The 22,453-nt window shown below is 40.8% G+C and carries 23 protein-coding genes; 17 read left to right on the forward strand and 6 right to left on the reverse strand.

Annotated elements, in window-relative coordinates:
- The 4 genes from VJ937_RS07345 to trpA form a co-directional block, all read left to right on the forward strand.
- Nucleotides 1–594: indole-3-glycerol-phosphate synthase (locus tag VJ937_RS07345; RefSeq protein WP_324066250.1), on the forward strand; the 594-nt coding region annotated here is incomplete at its 5' end.
- Nucleotides 591–1,214: a phosphoribosylanthranilate isomerase gene (locus VJ937_RS07350; RefSeq protein WP_324066251.1), complete on the forward strand. Its 624-nt coding sequence runs from the start codon at nt 591–593 to the stop codon at nt 1,212–1,214. The genes VJ937_RS07345 and VJ937_RS07350, both read left to right, overlap by 4 nt.
- A 1-nt stretch (nt 1,215) precedes the next feature.
- Complete coding sequence (gene trpB, locus VJ937_RS07355) at nt 1,216–2,406, forward strand: tryptophan synthase subunit beta (protein WP_414706399.1); 1,191 nt, start codon at nt 1,216–1,218, stop codon at nt 2,404–2,406.
- A 26-nt stretch (nt 2,407–2,432) separates the two neighbouring features.
- A complete protein-coding gene (gene trpA, locus VJ937_RS07360) occupies nt 2,433–3,200 on the forward strand; it encodes a tryptophan synthase subunit alpha (RefSeq protein ID WP_324066252.1) in 768 nt (255 codons plus the stop codon).
- 130 nt (nt 3,201–3,330) lie between these two features.
- Here the strand turns inward: trpA and VJ937_RS07365 are convergent, their stop codons facing one another.
- Together VJ937_RS07365 and VJ937_RS07370 are read right to left on the reverse strand one after the other, a co-directional pair.
- The gene (locus VJ937_RS07365) at nt 3,331–3,633 is read right to left on the reverse strand and encodes a chaperone modulator CbpM (protein ID WP_324066253.1); all 303 of its coding nucleotides are present in this window, start codon (nt 3,631–3,633) and stop codon (nt 3,331–3,333) included.
- On the reverse strand, nt 3,630–4,559 hold the full coding sequence (locus VJ937_RS07370) for a DnaJ C-terminal domain-containing protein (RefSeq protein WP_324066254.1): 930 nt from the start codon (nt 4,557–4,559) through the stop codon (nt 3,630–3,632). Before VJ937_RS07370 ends, VJ937_RS07365 begins: the two co-directional genes overlap by 4 nt.
- A gap of 426 nt (nt 4,560–4,985) precedes the next feature.
- On the opposite strand from VJ937_RS07370, the gene VJ937_RS07375 reads away from it, so the two are divergent.
- Complete coding sequence (locus VJ937_RS07375; RefSeq protein ID WP_324066255.1) at nt 4,986–6,497, forward strand: T9SS type A sorting domain-containing protein; 1,512 nt, start codon at nt 4,986–4,988, stop codon at nt 6,495–6,497.
- A 130-nt stretch (nt 6,498–6,627) separates the two neighbouring features.
- Here VJ937_RS07375 and VJ937_RS07380 read toward each other — a convergent pair whose 3' ends face one another.
- From VJ937_RS07380 to VJ937_RS07395, 4 genes are read right to left on the reverse strand one after another with little or no spacing between them, the layout of a single operon-like run.
- On the reverse strand, nt 6,628–7,620 hold the full coding sequence (locus tag VJ937_RS07380; RefSeq protein WP_324066256.1) for a chorismate synthase: 993 nt from the start codon (nt 7,618–7,620) through the stop codon (nt 6,628–6,630).
- Between the two features lie 30 nt (nt 7,621–7,650).
- Nucleotides 7,651–8,787 carry a bifunctional 3-deoxy-7-phosphoheptulonate synthase/chorismate mutase type II gene (locus VJ937_RS07385; protein WP_324066257.1) on the reverse strand — a complete coding sequence of 379 codons (1,137 nt, stop codon included), beginning with the start codon at nt 8,785–8,787 and terminating at the stop codon, nt 7,651–7,653.
- A gap of 2 nt (nt 8,788–8,789) precedes the next feature.
- On the reverse strand, nt 8,790–9,632 hold the full coding sequence (locus tag VJ937_RS07390; RefSeq protein ID WP_324066258.1) for a prephenate dehydrogenase: 843 nt from the start codon (nt 9,630–9,632) through the stop codon (nt 8,790–8,792).
- Nucleotides 9,629–10,801 carry a pyridoxal phosphate-dependent aminotransferase gene (locus VJ937_RS07395; RefSeq protein ID WP_324066259.1) on the reverse strand — a complete coding sequence of 391 codons (1,173 nt, stop codon included), beginning with the start codon at nt 10,799–10,801 and terminating at the stop codon, nt 9,629–9,631. Before VJ937_RS07395 ends, VJ937_RS07390 begins: the two co-directional genes overlap by 4 nt.
- A 400-nt stretch (nt 10,802–11,201) precedes the next feature.
- Between VJ937_RS07395 and VJ937_RS07400 the strand changes: the two genes are divergently transcribed.
- The 12 genes from VJ937_RS07400 to VJ937_RS07455 all read left to right on the forward strand — a co-directional run bounded on the left by VJ937_RS07400 (nt 11,202) and on the right by VJ937_RS07455 (nt 22,411).
- Nucleotides 11,202–11,837 (forward strand): GNAT family N-acetyltransferase, encoded by a 636-nt coding sequence (locus tag VJ937_RS07400; protein WP_324066260.1) that lies wholly within the window; start codon nt 11,202–11,204, stop codon nt 11,835–11,837.
- 240 nt (nt 11,838–12,077) lie between these two features.
- Nucleotides 12,078–12,917: an acetylglutamate kinase gene (gene argB / locus VJ937_RS07405; RefSeq protein ID WP_324066261.1), complete on the forward strand. Its 840-nt coding sequence runs from the start codon at nt 12,078–12,080 to the stop codon at nt 12,915–12,917.
- Nucleotides 12,918–12,925: 8 nt separating this feature from the next.
- Nucleotides 12,926–14,119, forward strand: a complete 1,194-nt coding sequence (locus VJ937_RS07410) for an aspartate aminotransferase family protein (protein WP_324066262.1) — start codon at nt 12,926–12,928, stop codon at nt 14,117–14,119.
- A complete protein-coding gene (gene argC, locus VJ937_RS07415) occupies nt 14,112–15,149 on the forward strand; it encodes an N-acetyl-gamma-glutamyl-phosphate reductase (RefSeq protein ID WP_324066263.1) in 1,038 nt (345 codons plus the stop codon). Before VJ937_RS07410 ends, argC begins: the two co-directional genes overlap by 8 nt.
- Nucleotides 15,150–15,210: 61 nt before the next feature.
- Nucleotides 15,211–16,428: a bifunctional glutamate N-acetyltransferase/amino-acid acetyltransferase ArgJ gene (gene argJ / locus VJ937_RS07420; protein WP_324066264.1), complete on the forward strand. Its 1,218-nt coding sequence runs from the start codon at nt 15,211–15,213 to the stop codon at nt 16,426–16,428.
- Nucleotides 16,429–16,518: 90 nt separating this feature from the next.
- Nucleotides 16,519–17,100 carry a beta-phosphoglucomutase family hydrolase gene (locus VJ937_RS07425; RefSeq protein ID WP_324066265.1) on the forward strand — a complete coding sequence of 194 codons (582 nt, stop codon included), beginning with the start codon at nt 16,519–16,521 and terminating at the stop codon, nt 17,098–17,100.
- Between the two features lie 288 nt (nt 17,101–17,388).
- Nucleotides 17,389–17,985, forward strand: a complete 597-nt coding sequence (locus VJ937_RS07430) for a helix-turn-helix domain-containing protein (protein ID WP_324066266.1) — start codon at nt 17,389–17,391, stop codon at nt 17,983–17,985.
- Nucleotides 17,986–17,997: 12 nt separating this feature from the next.
- Nucleotides 17,998–19,248 (forward strand): TolC family protein, encoded by a 1,251-nt coding sequence (locus tag VJ937_RS07435; RefSeq protein ID WP_324066267.1) that lies wholly within the window; start codon nt 17,998–18,000, stop codon nt 19,246–19,248.
- Between the two features lie 43 nt (nt 19,249–19,291).
- Nucleotides 19,292–19,540, forward strand: coding sequence for a four helix bundle protein (locus tag VJ937_RS07440; protein WP_324066268.1), 249 nt, complete (start codon nt 19,292–19,294; stop codon nt 19,538–19,540).
- Between the two features lie 303 nt (nt 19,541–19,843).
- Nucleotides 19,844–20,734 (forward strand): HlyD family secretion protein, encoded by an 891-nt coding sequence (locus VJ937_RS07445; protein ID WP_324066269.1) that lies wholly within the window; start codon nt 19,844–19,846, stop codon nt 20,732–20,734.
- 29 nt (nt 20,735–20,763) lie between these two features.
- A complete protein-coding gene (locus VJ937_RS07450; protein WP_324066270.1) occupies nt 20,764–21,669 on the forward strand; it encodes an ABC transporter ATP-binding protein in 906 nt (301 codons plus the stop codon).
- A 7-nt stretch (nt 21,670–21,676) separates the two neighbouring features.
- Complete coding sequence (locus VJ937_RS07455) at nt 21,677–22,411, forward strand: ABC transporter ATP-binding protein (protein ID WP_414706400.1); 735 nt, start codon at nt 21,677–21,679, stop codon at nt 22,409–22,411.
- Nucleotides 22,412–22,453 lie beyond the last annotated feature (42 nt).

The raw sequence follows: 22,453 nt of genomic DNA on the forward strand, positions 1-22,453 counted from the left end.
TCTCATCAGGAGGTGATTGCAGGTTACCAGCATGCTGGAGCATCGGCTGTATCGGTGCTTACTGATGAGTCTTTTTTTGGCGGGAGCCTGCTACACCTTGAATCGGTACGTGAGCAGATTAATATTCCGGTTTTGAGAAAGGATTTCATCATAGACCCATACCAAATTGCACAATCTAAGGCAGCCGGAGCTGATGCTGTTTTGCTTATTGCGCGAATATTATCGCCACAGCAAATTCAAGATCTGGCAGCATTGGCTCAGGGACATGGAATGGAGGTTTTATTGGAGCTGCACGAAGAATCGGAACTCGAAAAAGTGAATAGCTTGATAGATGTTATTGGTGTCAATAACAGGAATTTACAGGATTTTTCTGTCGATTTGGATCAGTCCATTGCACTATGTAAGCAAATTCCCGGCATCTACACCAAAATTGCCGAAAGTGGTATCCATGCACCTGAAACGGCTGCAAAACTTAAAACTGCGGGGTTTCATGGTTTTTTAATCGGTGAGTTTTTTATGAAACACGAGAATCCACCTGCACAATGTCAGTCATTTATTAATAAATTGAATCAAGTAAAGACCTCGGCCCAATGAAAATTAAAGTTTGTGGATTGAATAGCCTGGAGAATATAAAGGCGTTACCTCTGGAAGATATTGATTTGCTGGGTTTTATTTTTTATCCCAGATCGCCGCGCAATGTGACAATTGTGCCTGACAAGTCGTTTATGCAATTAACATCAACACATAGCAGGACAGGAGTATTCGTTAATGCGCCAGTTTCTTTGATTATACGGAATGTTTTTGCCTATGGTTTGAACACTGTGCAGTTGCATGGTAATGAGTCTCCGGATATATGTAAGGAGCTTAAAGAACAGAGCCTGGTGGTTATAAAAGCCTTTAGTGTGAGCCATAAAATTGATTTTCAAACAGTGGAACAATACGAGTCAGTTGTCGATTATTTCTTGTTTGACGCACCTTCCAAAGCCTACGGTGGTAGTGGCCGCCAATTCGACTGGTCGGTGCTCAAAGGTTATAAGGGGCATGTCCCATTTTTCCTAAGTGGCGGCATCGGACCTGACGATGCTGGACAAATTAAGGCTTTTCATCATAAAAAATTTGCCGGAATTGATCTTAACAGTCGTTTTGAGGTTCGACCCGGCGTAAAAGATAGTTTGCAATTAATGAAGTTTTTAAAAGAGGTAAAATCAAAATAATATGTTACAAATAAAATCAATAGCGGATAAGCGCGGATATTACGGGGAGTTTGGTGGTGCATGGATCCCTGAGATGCTGCGCCCCAATATAAAAGAGCTGGAGGCTCATTACCTGGGAATTTTAAATGATCCCGATTTTCAAAAAACTTTCCGGAATCTTTTAACCGAATATACCGGAAGACCCACGCCACTCTATTTTGCCGAAAGGTTATCAAAACAATATCAAACCAATATTTGGCTCAAGCGCGAAGACCTCAATCATACCGGAGCCCACAAAATAAACAATACCATTGGACAGGTTTTGATGGCAGAACATTTGGGCAAGAAGCGTATTATTGCTGAAACCGGAGCTGGCCAGCATGGCGTGGCTACAGCTACCGTATGCGCTTTGCGGGGATTAGAGTGTGTGGTTCATATGGGTGCTCTGGATGTGGAGCGGCAGGCACCAAACGTAGCCCGAATGAAAATGCTGGGAGCCAAAGTGGTGCCGGCTACAAGTGGTAATAAAACCCTGAAAGATGCAACTAACGAGGCCCTTCGCGATTGGATTAATAATCCGGCTGATACCTTTTATGTGATTGGTTCTGTTGTGGGGCCGCATCCATATCCGGAGATTGTTACCCAATTACAATCAGTTATCAGCGCAGAAATTGTGGAGCAATTCAAAGCTAAAACCGGAAAGAGTGAGCCTGATTATGTAATGGCGTGTGTTGGCGGGGGAAGTAATGCTGCCGGGGCTTTTTATCACTTTTTAAACACAGGTGTAAAGCTGGTTGGTATTGAAGCCGCAGGTAAGGGTTTGCATACTGAAGAGCATGCAGCTACTATAAGTTTTGGCCGGACAGGAATTCTGCATGGTGCTAAAAGTTTGCTTATTCAAACCGACGATGGACAGGTGGTTGAACCATATTCTATCTCTGCCGGCCTCGATTATCCGGGTATTGGACCATTGCATGCCTGGTTGCATCAAACAGGTAAAGCTCAGTTTCTTGGTGTGGACGACCAGGAGGCTCTTGATGCAGCTGTTGAATTGACCCGGCTGGAGGGCATTATACCTGCCCTTGAATCAGCCCATGCTTTTGCAGCACTCAAAAAATTGGACTTTAAAAAAAACGATAACGTTGTGATCAATCTTTCGGGGCGTGGCGATAAAGACATGGCTACCTACCTGAAAGCACTTGATTTGAAATGATTCTCTTTAATGAAAAAATCTTTGAAATGAATAAACTCGATCAACTTTTTAAGCATAAGAAACAAAATTTGCTTTCTGTATATTTTACTGCCGGATACCCTGAACAAAACGATACAGGAAGGGTGGCAGCCCAGTTAGATAAGGCAGGAGTAGATTTTATAGAAATAGGGTTCCCATTTTCTGATCCGGTGGCCGATGGTCCGGTGATACAAAAAAGCAGCAAGCAGGCTTTGGATAATGGTATGACCGTGCAAAGACTTTTTGAACAGCTTGAAACAATACAGCAATTAAAAATTCCCCGGGTATTGATGGGATACATCAATCCGGTGTTGCAATTTGGGATGGAGCATTTCCTCGAAAAGTGTGCTGAAACGGGTGTTGATGGTGTGATTTTGCCTGATTTGCCCCTTGAAGAATACCAAATGCACTATGCAGCACTTTTCAAAAAACATGGCATACACAATATTTTGCTCATCAGTCCGGAAACACCGGATGAAAGGATTCAGGAAATTGCCCGGTTAAGTACATCATTTATTTACCTGGTATCTTCCAACGCCATAACAGGTAGTAGGCTTGATACCGGAGCAGTGGCATCTTACTTTGAGCGGGTGAAGTCGCTTGTGGGCAATCAGCCATTAATGGCCGGTTTTGGTATTCGCGACCGGGCTACATTCACTGATGTTTGTCAATACACCAATGGCGCCATTATTGGCAGTGCCTTTATTAAAGCCCTGGAGGGAAATCCTGCATTTGAAGAAAAAGTTGCTGGATTTGTGAAAAGTATTAAAGGTTGATGATTTTGCCGTCATTGCAAAAAGTTTGTAAAAAAACGAGTTGCATAAATAGGCTGTGCTCAAATCGTGAATTCAGTGTAAAGCTGCAATTTCAGTTAAACGTTTTCTGTTTTTATTAACTACGTATAATTTAAAGTGAATTGTTTTGAAGAAAATCGAGCTTGCGTTTCATGTCATTCATTTCTCGTTTCATTTCATCAATCTGATTTAGCAGGTTGAATATGGCATCGATACCTGCAATATTTATTTCCAAATCATAATAGAATGATTGTATTTTCTCAATGTTTTGTATCTCAGTTACCGGAACACTAGTTTTTTCGTCCTCCTGAACTACCTGTATCAGTTCATTTTCCTTTAGTTCTTCAATGAATTCTGCTTCAATTTCGTATAATTGACAAAGTTCCTCGATGGTTATATATTGGTTTTCGCTCATGACTGATGGACATTTTTGAGTTCTTCAAATAGTTGTTTTTCTTTATCACTTAATTTTGTTGGTATCTTTACCTGAATGGTAATGATGAGGTCGCCTTTTGATTGTTCATTTTTATATTTTGGAAAACCTTTGCCTTTCAATCTCATTTTTGTGCCTGGCTGTGTGCCTGGTTTTATTTTTATGCGCGCCTTACCGTCAAGGGTGTCAATTGTAGTTGTGCCGCCCAATACAGCAGTATAAAAGTCAGTATTTACGGTTGAATATAAATTACTGCCATCGCGGTTAAAATTTGTGTTATTGTTTATTGAAAATGTGATATATAAATCGCCGTTTGGACCTCCGTTAGCACCAGGACTGCCGTATCCGGAGATTTTTATGGTTTGCCCGTCTTCCAGTCCGGCGGGAATTGTAATGCGAATTTTTTTACCATTGATAGTGAGCGTTTGTTTATGCGATTGCATTACATCTGTCAGGTTGAGCTCCATTTCGGCCTGGAGGTCATTTCCCCTGAAACCCGATTGTCGTCTGCTACCACCTGATCCACCAAACATCGATTCAAAAAAGTCTGAGAAACCACCGAAATCGCCTCCACTAAAATTACCCTGCGATCTGGATCCTGAGAAGAAGTCGCCAAAATTCTGGTAAAACTGCTGTCCTTGTTGCTGCTGCCCTCCATATCCGGCTTTTTCGTATTCGTCCGCATGTTTCCAGTTTTCACCGTATTTATCGTATTTTTTCCTTTTTTCTTTATCGCCCAATACTTCGTAAGCTTCAGAAATTTGCTGAAACTTTTGTTTTACAGTGTCATCATTAGGATTTAGATCAGGATGGTATTTACGCGCTAATTTCCGGTATGCTTTTTTTATTTCATCCTGGTTTGCATTTTTATTAACGCCTAAAATTTTATAATAGTCTATATATGCCATTTACAAGGTTTTTTTATCGTTAGTGGCCATAAATTTTAACAAATTTTTAAAATGAATGTTCTTTTTTTTTAATATGTTTTTTGAACGAAAGGGGTGGGTGCCAAATTGCTGTATGTCATATAAATAATAACTCAAATGGTGATTTTGATTAATGTGGTTTTTTACAATCGACAAGTTTTTTATGGTTTATCCGCACTACATCCGGAAGGCTAATCATGGTTACTTTTTAAGGAGCTTTTGCAGGCTTCGAATACAATGAATCAAAGGAGAAGGGCTGTTACATGCTACAAGAGCTTTTTATGAATTCTATTGTTATAATTATACCGAGGTTATTTGTAATGATTATAAATATTATTTGTATTAATTCTAAACAATAAGGTTTTCAGTTAGTTGCATAGTTAGTTAATCAATAAAAAGACTATGCTTATGTTACTAAGAAAATTTACTTTACTTGTTGCTATATTTGCGATACAGAGCAATGTCATGTCGCAGGAATTAAATGAAATTAAGAAAATTGAAAATGAGATTATCCAAAATCAGGGTGCTAAGGACAGAATGGTAAATAAAGCTATTTCATCCTCTGGTATGAGGCTGGATTCGGTAATTGAACAATCGTATTATGATGTTACCGGTCAGTTTGTGAATGATGAGAAGCATGTGTTAAGCTTTGATGATGACAATAAGCTGACCTTGTGGCTGCAATATGCTGTAGATGAGGTAACCGGAAATTGGGTTAATGATGCAAAAGAAGAGTTCAATTACGATGAACAGGGGAATGAAATCTTGAACATTGAATATGAATGGGATTCTGAAGCTTCTGCGTGGGAGCCTATAGAAAAGATCGAAAACGTATATAATGTATACGGAAATGCAACACAGTTCGTTCGTTTCAATTGGGATACCATAAATAACGCATGGTTACCTGACCTAAAAAGTAATACAACCTATGATACTGCCCAAAATGTAATAGAAAGTAATTATAACACATGGAATCCATCCACAGACTCATGGGATAATTATTTTATTAGATATTCTGGTTATAATTCAGCTAATCAGATTGCACATTCTTACGTGATGTCCTGGAGTGATTATTCCAGCACTTATAAAAAACAATATAGATATGAATATAACTATGATGATAGTCTTCTGGTGCAAAATATTCGGTATGACGGCGATACGATCAATGATGAATGGATTGAAGATGCTAAGACAGAATATTCGTACAATTCTTTTGGCAATCAAACACAGTATATTTATTATAAAATGGAATCATCATGGCAGCCTCAATCTAAAACAGCGTATGCTTATGATAATTCACAAAATGAAACATCCGAAACTGTATTTGCCTGGGATGAGAATAACAGTGAATGGTATCCTAATTATCAATATGAACGCGGTTTTGATGCATCAAATAATATGATAGAAATGATATATTCCAGTTGGGACCCAAACACAGATAGTTGGGACAATAGCCAAAAATGGACACGTGAGTATGAAAACAACCTGGTTTATAATGACCTAATAATACCATTATCTTTCCATTACTCTGGTATCAATGCTTTCGGTTCTCCTGAAGAAGTCTTTAGGCACCAATTGGTATCCAGAAGTGAATATGACTGGAACAGTACAGATGATGTATGGGATGGAACTGTATTAGAGCATTTTTATTATAGTGAACAGCCTCTAAATATTGCCAATACTGCCAATAAAGCGTTCAGCGTTTATCCAAACCCGGTTTCAGGTAACCTTTATATTGAATCTGATACAGATATATCTGAGATTAGAGTTATAGATGCTACCGGTAGATATGTAAGGTCAGAATCTGCCCCGGGTAATAAAGAGACATTAAATCTCAGTGGTTTAAAAGAAGGTGTGTATATTGTCAGGTTACTGCTGAGTAATGGCGAAACTGAGACCAGACGAATTATAAAAGACTAACATAGACAAGCTGGTCATCGGGTGAATTGCTTTAAACGATTCACCCGATGGCTTTTTTTAATGCTGCATGAAAGTGATGTTTTACAGGATAGTAAGATGTCTGTATCACAGAGCACTATCTTATTACAGCTTAAGTGATAACCCTTCCTGCTTGCTGCTCCAGCAGCATCAAATCTGCCAGTACAATGGCTGTAGCAGCTTCTAGCACAGGAGGAACCCGTAGCGCAATGCAGCGGTCGTGGCGGCCTTCAATTTTAAGATTTTCAATTTTTCCTTTTTCCATATTCATGGTGTTCTGAGCCGTAGACACACTGCTGGTGGGTTTTACCGCCACCCGGAACACCAATTCATTACCATTGCTAATGCCGCCGTTGATACCGCCTGCATTGTTGGTTTCTGTTTTTCCTGTGCCTTCAATAATGTTATCGTTGTGCTCCGCACCGGTCATTTTTACAGCCTGAAAACCAGAGCCAAATTCAATACCCTTGATGGCCGGTATGGCAAATACAATGTGACTCAACAGCGACTCAACAGAGTCGAAAAAAGGCTCACCCAGGCCTATGGGTAAATTATTAACCTTGCACTCCACAATACCCCCAATGGAATGGTTTGCTTCAATGGCCTTGTTGATAGCCGATTCTATATCGATTTCACCACCAGCTTCAATAATCCGGGCCTCAATATCCAGGTTTGCGCAAACTTTTTTAGCTACCACACCCGCTGCAGTGAGGGCCAGTGTGAGCCGGCCTGAGAAATGCCCGCCACCCCGATAATCGGCATGTCCGCCAAATTTTTCCTGAGCTACAAAATCAGCATGTCCCGGGCGGGGAGTGTTTTTCAGGTTGCTGTAATCTTTTGAGCGTACATTTTCATTGCGAAACAAGATCGTCAGTGGTGCTCCTGTTGTTTTTCCCTCAAATATGCCTGTCAGAAGTTCGGGTAAATCGCTCTCCTTACGTGGAGTAGTGCCTTTTGCACCGCTTTTACGACGCGCCAGGTCGGCTTCAAAATCGGTTTCGCTCAATGGGATGCCGGCCGGGCAACCGTCAATAGTTGCACCTACAGCCATTCCATGTGATTCCCCAAATATGTGTATGCTGAAAAGTCGTCCAAATGTGTTCATGAATTCAGTTTTAAACTTCTAAAATACAAATTATTTTACGGCTTTTATGCGCTCTTCTTTTTTGTCCGCTGCAATGGAGTGCTTTTCATTCATTACCTGCGTTTGTTTATTAATAGATTCCTGGTGGATGGCCTTAAATATTTTCATGATAAAGCCGGAACTAAGGTCTCTTTTTTGTCCCTTTTTAATGTTAGTCTCAAGTATGTCTTCCCATCGCGACTGCTGCAGTATGGTCATGTTGTTTTGCTTTTTGTAAAGCCCTATATCGGTAGCTAAACCCATGCGTCGTTGCACCAAATCCATCAGTTCATTATCAAGTTTATCGATTCTAAACCGTAAATCTTCAAGTGTGTTGAGCGATACACCTTCAGGATTCATTTTTCGAATCACCAGGCTTTCGAGCATAATGTCGAGACTTTCGGGTGTAATTTGTTGCTTTGCATCGCTCCAGGCATTATCCGGGTCGCAATGAGTTTCGATCATAAGTCCATCAAAATCAAGATCCATAGCTTTTTGTGAGATGCTTTGCAATAATTCGCGCCTTCCGGCAATGTGGCTGGGGTCACAGAATATTGGTATTTGAGGTAACTGACTTCTCAGTTCAATGGGAATTTGCCAGTGGGGCACATTGCGATAAATGCTTCGATCGTAGCTCGAGAAACCCCGGTGTATGGCCCCGATTCGCGTTATGCCTGCTTTGTTGATACGTTCAATGGCCCCTACCCAAAGATCTGCATCCGGGTTTACCGGGTTTTTCACCAGCACTGGCACATCGGCGCCAATCAGAGCATCGGCTATTTCCTGCATTGCAAACGGATTGGCCGATGTTCGAGCTCCTATCCAAAGTATATCAATTCCAGCTTCCAGGGCTTCTTTTACATGCATGGCATTTGCTACCTCAATTGCGATATGCATTCCGGTCTCTTTCTTAACACGTTTTAACCATGGTAATCCGATACTGCCCACACCCTCGAAAGACCCGGGTCGGGTGCGTGGTTTCCATATGCCTGCCCTGAAAACTGTTATTCCGTTTTTACTCAACGAGCGGGCGGTTGTCATTACCTGCTCTTCTGTTTCGGCACTGCAGGGCCCCGAAATGATGATGGGTTTATTGGTATCTGTCAGGTTCCATTGATTTATGGGAAGTAAATTAAGTTGCTTTTCCATAATTATCTATTTAGTACACGTTTAATTTTATTTGATTGATTAATTAATTCAGTAATGTTTGTGCTATCCTGATCTGATATGGCTTTTTTGAAGGCCTGCAAGTGTTCAATGTAGGTGTCGAGTACGGCTGCTACATTTCCTGAATTTTCCATGAAAATGGGTGTCCACATACTTGCGGGACTTTTGGCCAGACGCACTGTGGAATCAAAGCCACCACTTGCTAAATCAAGAATGTTTTTTTCGTTTTTTTCTTTCTCCAGTACAGTAAGCGCCAGGGCCATAGAACTGATGTGAGAGATATGCGATATGTATGCTGCGTGCACGTCATGGTTGTATGCATTCATATAAATAATGCGCATGTTTAAGCATTCGTACATCGTTTTAATTGTTTGCAAAGCTTTATCGCTGCTGTCTTCTGCATCGGTTATGATGGTTGCCCTTCCATCAAACAAACCCGAAAATGCTGCACGTGGTCCACTGTGTTCAGTGCCTGCCATTGGATGGGTACTCACAAAGTTTTCTCGTTTTTTGTGATAGTAAACCCTTTCATTGAGTTTGCCTTTGGTCGAGCATACATCAGCCACGATTTGCTCATCTATCTGGTCAAGTACTTTGGGAAGCATTTTTAGTGAAACATCAACAGGCGTAGCCAGTAAAATAAGGTCTGCCTGCGCTATAGCTTCCTGCATTTTCATAATTTTATCCACTATTCCCAGTTGCAAGGCAGCCTCGGAATGTATCGCATTGCTGTCAACACCAATAATGATTTGTGCAAATCCGCGAGATTTGAGGTCTATAGCCATGGAGCTGCCAATAAGCCCAAGGCCGATTACAGTAATTATCATATTGCGATTTTTTGTTGGTTCTTAATTCGGTTTAACATCAACTCAAAACCTTCATTTGGGGCAGCAAGCGAGAATCTTACATATTGATTGCCATTTGAGCCGAAGATTCCACCAGGAGCAACGAATACCCCATGGTTATATAGCAGATGATCTACAAATGCATATCCATCTGAAAAAGCATCAGGAACTTTAGCCCAAACAAACATACCACTTGTATTATTAGAATAACTACAGTTTAAGTGGTCAAGGGCTTCGAAAACCAGCTTACGGCGCCTGCTATAAACCTGGTTTGTGGTTTTATGCCAATGCTTATCGAGGTGGAGCGCTTCAGAAGCAGCTGTTTGTATGGGTAAATACATGCCTGAATCATAATTGCTTTTCACTTTTAATAAATGCTTAATTAATTGCTGGTGTCCGGCAATCATGCCTACCCGAAATCCCTGCATGCGGTGCGATTTGCTTAATGAATTTAGCTCAAAACAGGTTTCTTTGCTGCCAGCGACAGATAAAATACTTAGCGGTTTATCATTTAGAATTAAACTGTAAGGATTATCATGTGCAATAAGCACTTTGTGCTGTTTTCCAAATTTTATAAGTTTTTTGAAGAGTTCATTGCTCGCTTTAGCTCCTGTAGGCATGTGCGGGTAATTTACCCACATGATTTTGGGCTTTTCCCGGGCAAGTTGCTCCAATTCAGAAAAGTCCGGGTGCCATCCATTGCCGGCTTTCAGGTTGTAGTGTATTACATTTGCTCCAAGTAATTTTGCCACTGCAGTATATGCAGGGTAGCCCGGATTGGGTACCAGGACAGAATCTCCTGCATTTACAAAAGCCAGCATTGCAAGCATAATGCCCTCCTTGGAACCGGCAAGCGGCAGGATTTCATTTTCTGAATTTAGTTTAATATTGTATATGCGCTGATACCAGTCAGAGAATGCATTCCTGAGCATTGCAGTTCCTTTGTAAGGCTGATAGTAATGGCTCTGTGGTTGTTCTGAGCTTTTTCTTAATGTGTTCAGCACTTGCTCATGTACTGCCATGTCAGGGTTTCCAATTCCGAGGTTAATGATGGAATGGCCCTGTGACTGAAGTTGTCTTATTTCCTCGAGTTTACCTGAAAAGTAGTAGGTCTCGACCCTTTTAATTCGTTCCGCCGGTTCAATGTTCATATTTTTCGATTTTATTCGATAAAAAAAAGGCGTCCTCAAATTTGGGACGCCTTCTGTTTTGTATACAAAATATTGCACAACCACGTAGCTATCCCGTTTGGTAATTGTAATAATACCAATAATAATATGCCATGTGATTGTTAGTTATTGTATTCATTCTCTGTAAAATAAAAAACCCCGCTTGTGGCGGGGTAATAATTTTATTAAAAATTTACACATTACGGTCCCGCCTTATTTCATTAAGAAATAATAGTAAGACCAATAATATGTGTGTATTCTTTGCATAATCTTAAGTTTCAAAGCTAAATATTTATTCTGATAAAACAAATAAAGAATGTCTTTTTAATCTAATTAGGTAATTATCACATCTTTTTACACCTTTGTATTAAATAATTGTGATATGGAAATAGATATATTGGAATGGATTGGTTATTTGGCGTCGATACTTGTGGCCATATCATTAATGCTTACTTCAATTGTAAGGTTAAGGATTGTTAATCTCATAGGTTCAGGGACTTTTGCAGTTTATGGTTTTCTTATTGGCTCATTGCCGGTTGGGTTTGTGAATTTATTTATTGTTTTTGTCAATATTTATTATTTGTATTTATTACTCAATCGAAAAGAGTATTTTGAAACACTTGAGGTTAGTCCGGAAAATAAATATTTAGCGCGGTATCTCAAGTTTCATGAAAACGAAATCGAGAGATACTTCCCGGGATTTTTATTCGATCCACAAAAACACTCTTTTTGCTTTTTTATATTGCGTGATGCCCAGGTTGCCGGGCTTTTCATTGCATATCCCGAAAATGATCATACACTACATGTGGTATTGGACTATGTCGGACCGCGCTACCGAGACCTGAAAAATGGGTATTACATTTATAATAAATTTGTCAACTTCTTTAAAGAGCAAAATTTTAATAAAATTATTGCAGAGGCCAGGAGCAAACATCATTATAAATATCTACAAAAATTAAATTTCAAACCTCTTCCTGACCAGGGAGAACAAGAATTATTGTTTGAGAAAGGAATATGACAGCAGATGCTTACTATTTATTGATTTTTAAGACAGGAATTTGTCGCTAAGGACCGTGAAGCCTCCTTTTAGAAATTTTTTTTGAACAATATAATTGAATAAATCGTTTTCATACTGTATGAAACACATTTCAAAGATCATAACATATGAGTATTGTCCATTATGACAGGCATTTGCTACTATCACTTAATTTTGTTTGTCATCATTAAAATGCTGTTTTATTAACTAAAAAATCTACTTATGGAACTCGAAGATCCCGAGTCGCAACCTATACTTTTATTTAAGTATGGCGGTAACGCTATGAGCGATGATCGTCTGAAAAAAGAAGTTTTAAAAAGCATTGGCGCTCTTCATGCACAGGGCTTTAATGTTGTAATTGTGCATGGAGGTGGCCCGTTTATTAAAAAAGCACTCAACGAGGCTAAAATTGAATCAGAATTTATCGACGGACAGCGCAAAACCACAGCTGAAGCCTTTGAATACGTAGAAATGACACTCAAAGGCAAAGTAAACAGTAATTTAGTCAGTCTGTTGAATGGCCTGGGACATAAGGCCGTCGGTCTCTCAGGTCAGGATGGCCAAATTGTGATTGCATCCAAACGACACCATGAGACCTTAATCGATGGTAAAATGAAAGCCGTTGATCTTGGTCAGGTTGGAGATGTAGCCAAGGTAAATCCCCGGCTTATTCATTTACTGCTAAAAAGTAATTTTATCCCGGTAATATCCTGTACTGCAGCTGATGAAGCAGGAGTAGGGTATAATATTAACGGTGATATGTTTGCCGGGCATTTGGCCGGAGCCCTTAAAGCTGACGAGTACGTTGTGCTTACAGATGTAGATGGCCTTATGAAAGATAAAGATGACCCATCTACACTTATTAACGCTATTCAGCTGAATGAACTTAAAATGCTGGTTGATGATGGTACCATTCAGGGAGGTATGATTCCAAAAATAGAATCCTGCGAAATTGCTTTGAATAAAGGCACCAAATCGGCCCGTATTATTAATGGCACCAAACCCGGACAATTACAAAAAATTGCCGGAGATTTTACCATAGGTACGAACATTAAAAAATAAAATATATCATGACATCAAAAACGAATCAATTCTATCACGAACTTGATCAACAACACTATTTACAAACTTTTAAGCGATACCCGGTTACTCTCGAAAGAGGGCAGGGCGCACGTGTATGGGATGTAGAAGATAATGAGTATATCGATGCTTTAGGGGGAATTGCAGTAAACAGCCTTGGACATAATCATCCCGCTCTGGTAAAGGCAATTCAGGAGCAGGCTTCGAAGTTAATTCATATCTCTAATTTTTATTTGAGCGAGCCTCAGGTCAAATTATCTGAGAAACTAACTACACTTTCTGGGCTCGACCGTGTATTCTTTTCTAACAGTGGCGCGGAGTCGGTTGAAGGGGCAATAAAAATTGCCAGGAAATATGCCCACAGCAAGGGTAAAGGAGGAGAAATTATTTCATTTGAAGGCTCTTTTCATGGCCGAACATTGGCCACAATTGCTACAGGGAAAGCGCAGATGCAAAAAGGCTTTGAGCCTATCCCTGCAGGATTTCACCAAATACCTGCCGGAGATATGAAAAAGCTCAGGGAGACTGCTTCAAACCTTACAGCCGCTATAATTATTGAACCCATACAGGGCGAGGGTGGTATAAATGTAGCAGATGTTGATTTTATGCATGACTTGCGGGAGTTTTGCAATGAGAATGATATTGTACTTATTTTCGATGAAATACAGTGTGGAATTGCCCGAACAGGTAAAATGTTAGCGTGGGAGCACTACGGAGTGAAGCCGGACATCATTACGCTCGCTAAAGGCCTGGGAGGCGGTGTGCCCATCGGGGCCATTCTCTCAAATCAAAAAGTCAGCGATGCTATTGACTTTGGCGACCACGGAACAACTTTTGGCGGTAACCCACTCTCAACTGCAGCAGCATTAGCAACACTTGAAACAATTGAACAAGATAATCTGGTTCAGGAAGCACATGAAAAAGGAGCATGGCTGGTAGAACGTATTCAGGCACTGAATGAAATTTCTATTAAAGAGATCAGGGGAAAAGGCTTAATGATTGGTATTGAGTTCAATTTTGAAACAAAACCCCTGGTTGCAAAAATGCTTGAACGCGGTGTTTTAGCTAACGCCACTGCAGGCAATGTTTTAAGGCTCGTACCCCCGCTTGTAATTACTTATGACGAGATGGAAAAAGTTGTTGAAGTTATTAAGCAATCATTAAAAGAAATTAACCATGACTAAAAAGAGAGTTGCCATTATTGGCGCTACAGGATATACCGGATCAGAATTGGTAAGAATTCTTGTAAATCATCCGGAAGTAGAAATTACCATGATCACTTCTGAAACCTATGCCGGTAAAAATATAACAGATGTACACCCTTTTTTACAGGGTATTGCAGATTATAAACTTCATTCGGTCGAGGATATTGATGCGGCCAATGCGGATTTGGTATTTCTTGCATTGCCGCATGGCGTATCAATGGATTTTGTGAAACGGTTTCAGAATAAGCCATTTAAGATTGTTGACCTTTCAGGTGATTTCAGACTGCAAACACCTGAAGTTTATGAAGAATGGTACCAGAAAGCACACTCGTTTTCACAAGGGTTTTCATTGGCTAAATTTGGGTTACCGGAATTGTTTTCAGATGAAATTAAGCAGAGTAATCTGGTAGCCAATCCCGGTTGCTTTCCCACAGGAGCAATTCTTGGAGCTGCGCCTTTATTAGCAGACGACTACATTGAAGCTTCACCTTTAATAGTCGACTCAAAAACCGGGGTGACCGGGGCCGGAATTAAATCAAAACCTGTGAACTTGTATTCTAATGTGAATGACAATTTTAAAGCCTATGGATTAAAAAAACACAGGCACACCATTGAGATTCAGGAAGTATTGGGTGCTGTAGCCGGAAATGATATTGCCGTGCAGTTTACACCACACCTTTTGCCTATAGATCGTGGAATTTTATCCACCATCTATGCAAAACCTAAAAAATCAATTACAGATAATGATTTGCAGGAGATTTACAGTAAGTTTTATGCTGGCAAACCTTTCGTTAGATTGCGAAACCAGGTGCCCGCAACAAAAGATGTAAGGGGAAGTAACTATTGCGACATTTACACCACTTATGATGATCGTACCGGAATGATCCTGGTGATCAGTGCGATTGATAACCTCGTGAAAGGCGCAGCAGGCCAGGCCGTGCACAACATGAACCTTATGTTGGGTCTGGAAGAAAGAGCAGGTCTGAATTTAGTGCCAGTTCAACCTTAATCACAGTTGAATCAAAAACAAACTTTAATTGAATTAAATTACCAAAACAAAATATTATACCATGGAAATGATTAAGAATTTAACCAATGTCAGAGGAATAAAGTGTTGGGGTGCGCACACGGGAATTAAATCTTTGCGTCGTGACCTGGCTATGATCTATTCGGATGTACCGGCCAGTGCGGCTGGTGTTTTTACACAAAACAAGGTAACAGCAGCACCTGTAGATCTTACTAAAAAACATATTGCTGACGGTAAAGCACAGGCTATTGTAATTAATGCCGGTAATGCCAACGCAGCTACCGGCGAACAAGGTCGGCTTGGCGCTGAAGCGATGGCTGAAGCCATGGCCGAGGAGTTGAAAATTGATAAGGAACTCGTGCTTGTTTCCTCTACCGGGCTTATTGGCGAACCTTTTCCAACAGAGGATATTGTGAAAGGTATTCGGGAGAATGTGAGTAAACTTACCACAAAATCTAACGCAGGATCATTTACCGCTAATGCTATTCTTACTACCGACACTTATGCGAAAGAGGGTTTTGTCGAATTTGGTGTAGATGGTTACGAAGTCAATATGGGCGGAATTGCCAAGGGATCCGGAATGATTCACCCCAACATGGCTACGATGCTGGCTTTTATTGTAACTGATGTGGCCATTGAATCCAAACTTTTACAAGAGACTGTAAAAGCAGCAGCAGACAAATCCTTTAATATGATTACTGTTGATGGAGATACTTCTACGAACGATATGGTGCTGGTTATGGCCAATGGAAAAGCAAATAACGATACACTTAAAACAAAAAAGGATGCAGGTTACGCAGAGTTTAAGGAAAACCTTGAGCAAATGATGATTCACCTCGCCAAACAAATTGTTTCAGATGGCGAAGGCGCATCCAAATTTATTGAATACGAAGTTGTGAATGCGTCTAAAATAGATGAAGCCAGAACTTTGATACGCGAAATTTCCGATTCAACATTGGTGAAGGCAGCAATGTTTGGTCGCGACCCAAACTGGGGCCGTATTGTTGGAGCTGCAGGAAATGCCGGCATTCCCTTCGATTACCAAAAGGTGGATTTATACCTCGGAAGTGATGAGAAAATTGTAAAAGTAATTGAACAGGGCGTACCACAGGAATTTGATCGTAACATGATGAAGAAATTGCTGCGCGAATCGCATTTACATATTAAGTTAGACTTGCATCAGGGTAAAGCGGCAGCCAAAGGTTGGGGTGCAGATCTTACTACAGACTATGTAATGTTTAACTCTGTTTATACAACATAGAAATTGTTGTTTATTGATACATTATTTTGAGCAGGTTTGCCTACTTTTGCAGCCTGCTCATTTTTTAAGAATTTAATTTTGAATATTAATATGGATCAGGGAATTTGTAACGGACCACGCGGATTTATTTTTGATTTAGACGGAACACTGGCCAACAGCATGCCAGTACACCTTGCCGCATGGCAGGAGGTTGGAGAACAGTATGGTTTTGAATACACCGAAGAAGATTTAAACCGATATGCCGGAATGTCGGGCGGCGAGATCGTTCGGATCATTAACGAAAAACAAAATCTTGAGTTAGACCCTGACGAAATAACAAGCCATAAAGAGGCCCGTTTTCTGGAAAACTTACATAAAGTTGAGCCGATTAAACCAGTTATGCGATTGCTTGCCAGATATGCCAATCAGGTACCTGTATCTGTTGGAACCGGAAGTTTTCGCAGAGTCGCACTGCAGATCTTGGAAGCAATTGGTTTGTCTGACAGTGTTGAGCTGCTAGTAACGGCCGATGATGTGGATAAGCATAAACCCGATCCTGACACCTTCCTGAAATGTGCCGAACTTATGAATGTTAATCCCGAAGAGTGCCTTGTTTTCGAAGATGCTGAACTCGGTTTTCAGGCCGCAAAAAATGCCGGCATGCAATACATTGATGTGCGGAAGTTTTACTGATAAACGGCCATTTCGATTCTCGCTATCTGCCCCACCAGCCACTCAATGGCCTATGGTAGGACAAAGAAACGATTACATTTTAATATTTAGTACCAGCAGAGTTCGTTGAATTGCATTGTGGCTTTGCATGTGTGAATCGAAACGAACAAGCAAACATCTTATTATTAGTCATTTGTTGTGTTTTTAACCAAACGGTTAAATTTTTTAGTTAAATTATTTGGCCGTTTGCGAAACCTTTTATTCATTTGCACCGTTGAATTTAACCAAATAGTTAAACCAAAAGGTAAAATGACTGAAAAACAAACCGAACAAAAGATTCTGGATGCGGCTCGCAAACTTTTTATGAAAAAGGGTATGGGAGCCACCCGAATGCAGGAAATTGCCGATGAGGCAGGAATTAATAAGGCTTTATTACATTACTATTTCCGCAGCAAACAAAAATTGTTTGAGCATACTTTCAAGGAGGCTTTTGGACATTTACAGCCAAGGTTGCAGGTACTCACGAATCAGGATCTTCCGCTCGAAAAACGTATTCGGCTTTTCATCAGCGAGTATATCGATGTGATTGAGAAGAATCGTTTTTTGCCACTGTTTATTATGCAGGAAATTCAGCGCGATCCAGGAAATTTATATTCGCTTATGACATCATCGGGGTTTGATCCCAGGCAATTGCTGCCGTTGCTTGCCCAGGCAATTGGAAAGACAGATGCGGAGGCATTCGAATTAATACTTAATACCATTTCTCTTGTCGTATTTCCATATGTAGGTCAGCCTTTAATTACACATGTTTTCTTTCATGGCGATCAAGAGGAATTTGAAAATGCGCTGGAGGGCAGAAAAGAGCGAATAGCCGATCTGATAATAAAGACACTTAAGAACCAGTAAAATCGCAGCGTTATGAATCTAAAAACCATTATCCTACTCATGCTTCTTCCAATGAGTTTGTCTGCACAGCAAACCATCACACTGGAAGAATGCTGGAGCAATGCCCGGAAAAAGATGCCTGTGCTACAAAACCTGCAGGCATTGGATCAACTGGATAGCCTGGAGCAGTTGATTTTGAAAACCAACTATTTACCCAAACTAAATGCCAATGCCCAGGCCACATGGCAATCGGATGTAACCAGCGTGGAAATTCCCATGCCAGGGTTTTCCATAGATGAACCTTCAAAAGAACAATACAAAGCCACAATTGAAATTAACCAACTCATTTGGGATGGCGGTCGCACCAGAGCATTGCGACAAAACAAACAAATAGAGACGGCTCTGACAAAAGCGGAAACGGAAGATGCCTTTTTTTCTGTAAAGCAACGCGTAACCAGTTTGTATTTTGCGCTCATACTTTCGCAAAAACAATTGGAGCTGACCCAACAATTAATAAGCACCCTGGACAAAAAACTAAATGAGCTGGATGCAGCCGTAACGCAGGGCGTGGTGCGTGAAGCAGGAAAACACGTGTTACAAGCAGAAAAGCTACAGGCAGAGCAGGACCTTTCAGGCCAGAAATTCCAGGCTAAGGCTGTGGCTGACATGCTGAATGTGCTCACAGGTTTGAATATTCAGTATTCCGATTCTCTTGTATCACCCAATGCACGGGTACCAGAGACTGTAAAACGGCATCAGCTAACTATTTATGAACTACAGCAAGATGCTGCGGTTAGTATGGCTGACGTTTTACAAAAGAACCGGATGCCGGTATTTAACGCCTTTGCACAGGCAGGATACGGGAAACCCGGACTCAACATGCTCAAAAATGAGGCAGATAGCTGGATTATGGCCGGAGCAGGCGTTTCGTGGAATATATTCGATTGGAAGAAGACCAACCGGCAAAAGCAGCAACTTAAGGTACAGCGCCAGATGGTGGATCACAGTCGAGAGCAGTTTCTGCAGCAAGTGAATATTGAGCAGCAAAAATACCTGGCCGAAATGGAGCAGTATCGTGCAGCGCTTGTAAAAGATGAAGAGATTATCGAGTTGCGCGAAAAGATCACAAGGGACTATAGCTCACAGCTTAAGCAGGGTACAGTCACTTCATCTGCCTATATCGAAGAGCTTTTCAAGGAGCAAGCCGCAAAAATTTCGCAACAGATTCATGAGATTAAGTTGAACCAGGCACAGGTATCGCTGCAGATTTTACTTGAGAAATAATAAAAGAATCTGAGATAATGGATAATCGATAAACAAATAAGAGATGAGTTATAAAAAACTAGATATTTGGCAGTTAGCAAGAGAGAATGTAAGTCAAATTCATGAAATGACAATTCAAACTCTACCTAAGTTTGAATTATATGAAACCGGATCTCAGATCAGAAGGTCATCAAAGTCTGTAAAAGCCAATATTGTGGAAGGATATGGAAGGAAAGAGTATAAACTGGAATTTATACGGTTTTTGACATTTTCTTTAGCCTCAAATTATGAAACCTCCATGTTTGACCATTAAACACACATGAGCATGATTATTTGGAGTATTACAGTTAAAAAGCTGTAAAACAGGTAATAGGAGGTTCCATATGACCTTTGAAAATTAAAAATAAACATATGAAACGCTGGATCATTTAGAAACGCTGTTTGAAACCAAATCTCTTAAAGATGAAAAGCTTTTCAATGAGATCCATACAAGGACTATACATCTAAGTAAGAAACTATACAATTTCATTAACGCTGTACATTCAAAACATAACGATCAGCGATCATAGATCAAATATCTCAGATCTAAGATCCAGGATCAATAAACCTAAGAACTATGAAAAACATAAATATTCTAGCCGTTTTAATACTAGCGACTTCACTTTTCACCGGATGTGAAAATGATAATAAAAAATCTGATGCATTTGGCAACTTTGAAGCCGATGAGATAATGGTAGCTGCCAAAGGGCAGGGAGAACTCATAGATTTTAAAGTGAGAGAAGGTCTCACTTACACCAAAGGAGCTCATGTGGGGACAATTGATACAACACAATTACACCTGCAAAAGGCGCAGCTTCGAGCCAGAATGCAATCGATAAAAAGTCAGGCTGCCAATATCGAAGCTCAAAGGGAGGTCGTTAAGAGAGAATTGTCTGTGTATGAGAAAAACCTCAGGCGTATAAAAGCCCTGACTGAGCAAAAGGCAGCTACACCCCAACAGCTCGATGAAATTGAAGGAAAAGTCAACGTGGCCAGAGCACGTTTAGGGGCTTACAGGGTACAAAAGCAATCGGTATTGCAGGAATTGAATGTGCTGGAAAGTCAACTGGCTTCTCTTGATGCTCAAATCAACGATTATCGGATCATCAATCCCATCAATGGTATTGTGCTGAATCATTTCAAAAAGCGAGGTGAGATGGTGATGCCCGGCACAGGCCTTTATAAGATTGCTCCTGCAAACAGTTTGATTTTGCGTGTATATGTCGATGGAGAAATGCTTCATAAGGTACGCAAAGGCGATGAAGTAAAGGTTTATACTGATGTGGAAGGTAAAGAACTCTATGAAGACAAAGGCGTAGTTACCTGGGTGGCCAATGAAGCGGAATTTACACCCAAAGTGATTCAGACCCGAAAAGAGCGCACAAAATTGGTGTACGCGGTTAAGATTAAAGTAAGCAACCAGGAAGGTAGGTACAAGATTGGTATGCCCGCAGAGGTGAAGTTTTAAATAGATCTAAGTTCCAATATCCAATATCTATGATTCAAATAGAAAACATATCAAAAAACTTCGGGGAAGTTCTGGCAGTTCGGGACATAAATCTTGAAATTAAAGACAGTGAACTGTTCGGATTGATTGGTCCCGATGGTGCCGGAAAAAGCACTTTGATGCGCCTGATGGTCACCCTTTTTATTCCTGAATCGGGGTCCATTACAATGAACGGGCGCGATACGGTAAAAGATTATAAGGAAATCAGAAAGCATGTGGGTTATATGCCGGGTAGGTTTTCGCTTTATCAGGATTTGAGCGTGGAAGAAAACCTGGCTTTTTATGCCCGCGTGTTTGGTAGCACCATCGAAGAAAACTATGATTTGGTCAAGGACGTTTATGAACAAATCGCACCCTTTAAGAAACGGCTGGCCGGGCAGCTTTCAGGCGGGATGAAACAAAAGCTCGCACTGTCATGCGCTTTAATTCACCGACCGGAAATCCTTGTGCTTGATGAGCCAACCACAGGTGTAGACGCTGTTTCCCGAAAAGAATTTTGGGAGATGCTAAAAAAGGTACAGCAAACCGGTATCACCATCGTCGTCAGTACCCCGTATATGGATGAAGCCTCCCTTTGCGACAGGGTAGCCCTTATACAAAAGGGAAAGCTCCTGCAAGTGGATACGCCCGAAAATATTATATCAGCATTTCCAAAGAAGCTCTATGCGCTCCAGGCAAAAGACCATTATAAACTACTCAGTAGTCTCAAGTCAATTGAACAAGTGTATTCGGCCTTTCCGTTTGGGCAGTACCTGCATGTAACCTTAAACGATGATGCGCTGGAAGCTAGCGATTTGCAGGCTCTGCTCAGAGAAAAAGGGCACGATCAACTGCAGGTTGAAATCGCCCTGGCAAGTATTGAAGATGTATTTATGCATTTAATGCAATCAAATTAAAACCAGGATGATGAACAATCTGGATATAGTAATAAGCGCGCGGAACCTGACCAAGAAGTTTGGTTCATTTGCAGCCAACAAAGCATTGAACTTTGATGTGTACAAAGGCGAAATATTTGGGTTTCTGGGTGCCAACGGTGCCGGTAAAACCACGGCAATCAAGATATTGTGTGGCTTGAGTAAGCCTACCTCCGGGGAAATCAATGTAGCCGGTTTTAATGTCTATAGCCAAACCGGGCAAATCAAAAAGAATATTGGCTATATGAGCCAAAAATTCAGTCTGTACGAAGATTTGACGGTTTGGGAAAACATCCGGTTTTATGCCGGAATTTATGGAATGCCCAAAAAAGCCATTCAGGAGGAGGCTGACAAATTAATTCAGAAGCTTGGTTTTGAACATGCACGCGATAAGCTAATCGGAGCCTTGCCGCTGGGATGGAAGCAGAAGTTGGCCTTTAGCATCGCGATTATACACAAACCGGCCATCGTGTTTTTGGATGAGCCTACCGGAGGGGTAGATCCCATTACACGACGTCAGTTTTGGGAACTCATTTACGAGGCAGCGCATCAGGGAATCACAGTTTTTGTGACTACGCACTATATGGATGAGGCTGAATATTGCGACAGGCTGTCGATTATGGTTGCCGGAGAAATAAAAGCCATAGGCAAACCACTTGAACTCATAAATGAATATGAAGCAAAAAATATGGACGAAGTATTTGTAAAAATGGCAAGAGGCTAGCTGATCTTAGATCTTGGATCCAAAATCTAATATCATAACATC

Source organism: Salinivirga sp., from assembly GCF_035268865.1.
Classification (GTDB): domain Bacteria; phylum Bacteroidota; class Bacteroidia; order Bacteroidales; family Salinivirgaceae; genus Salinivirga.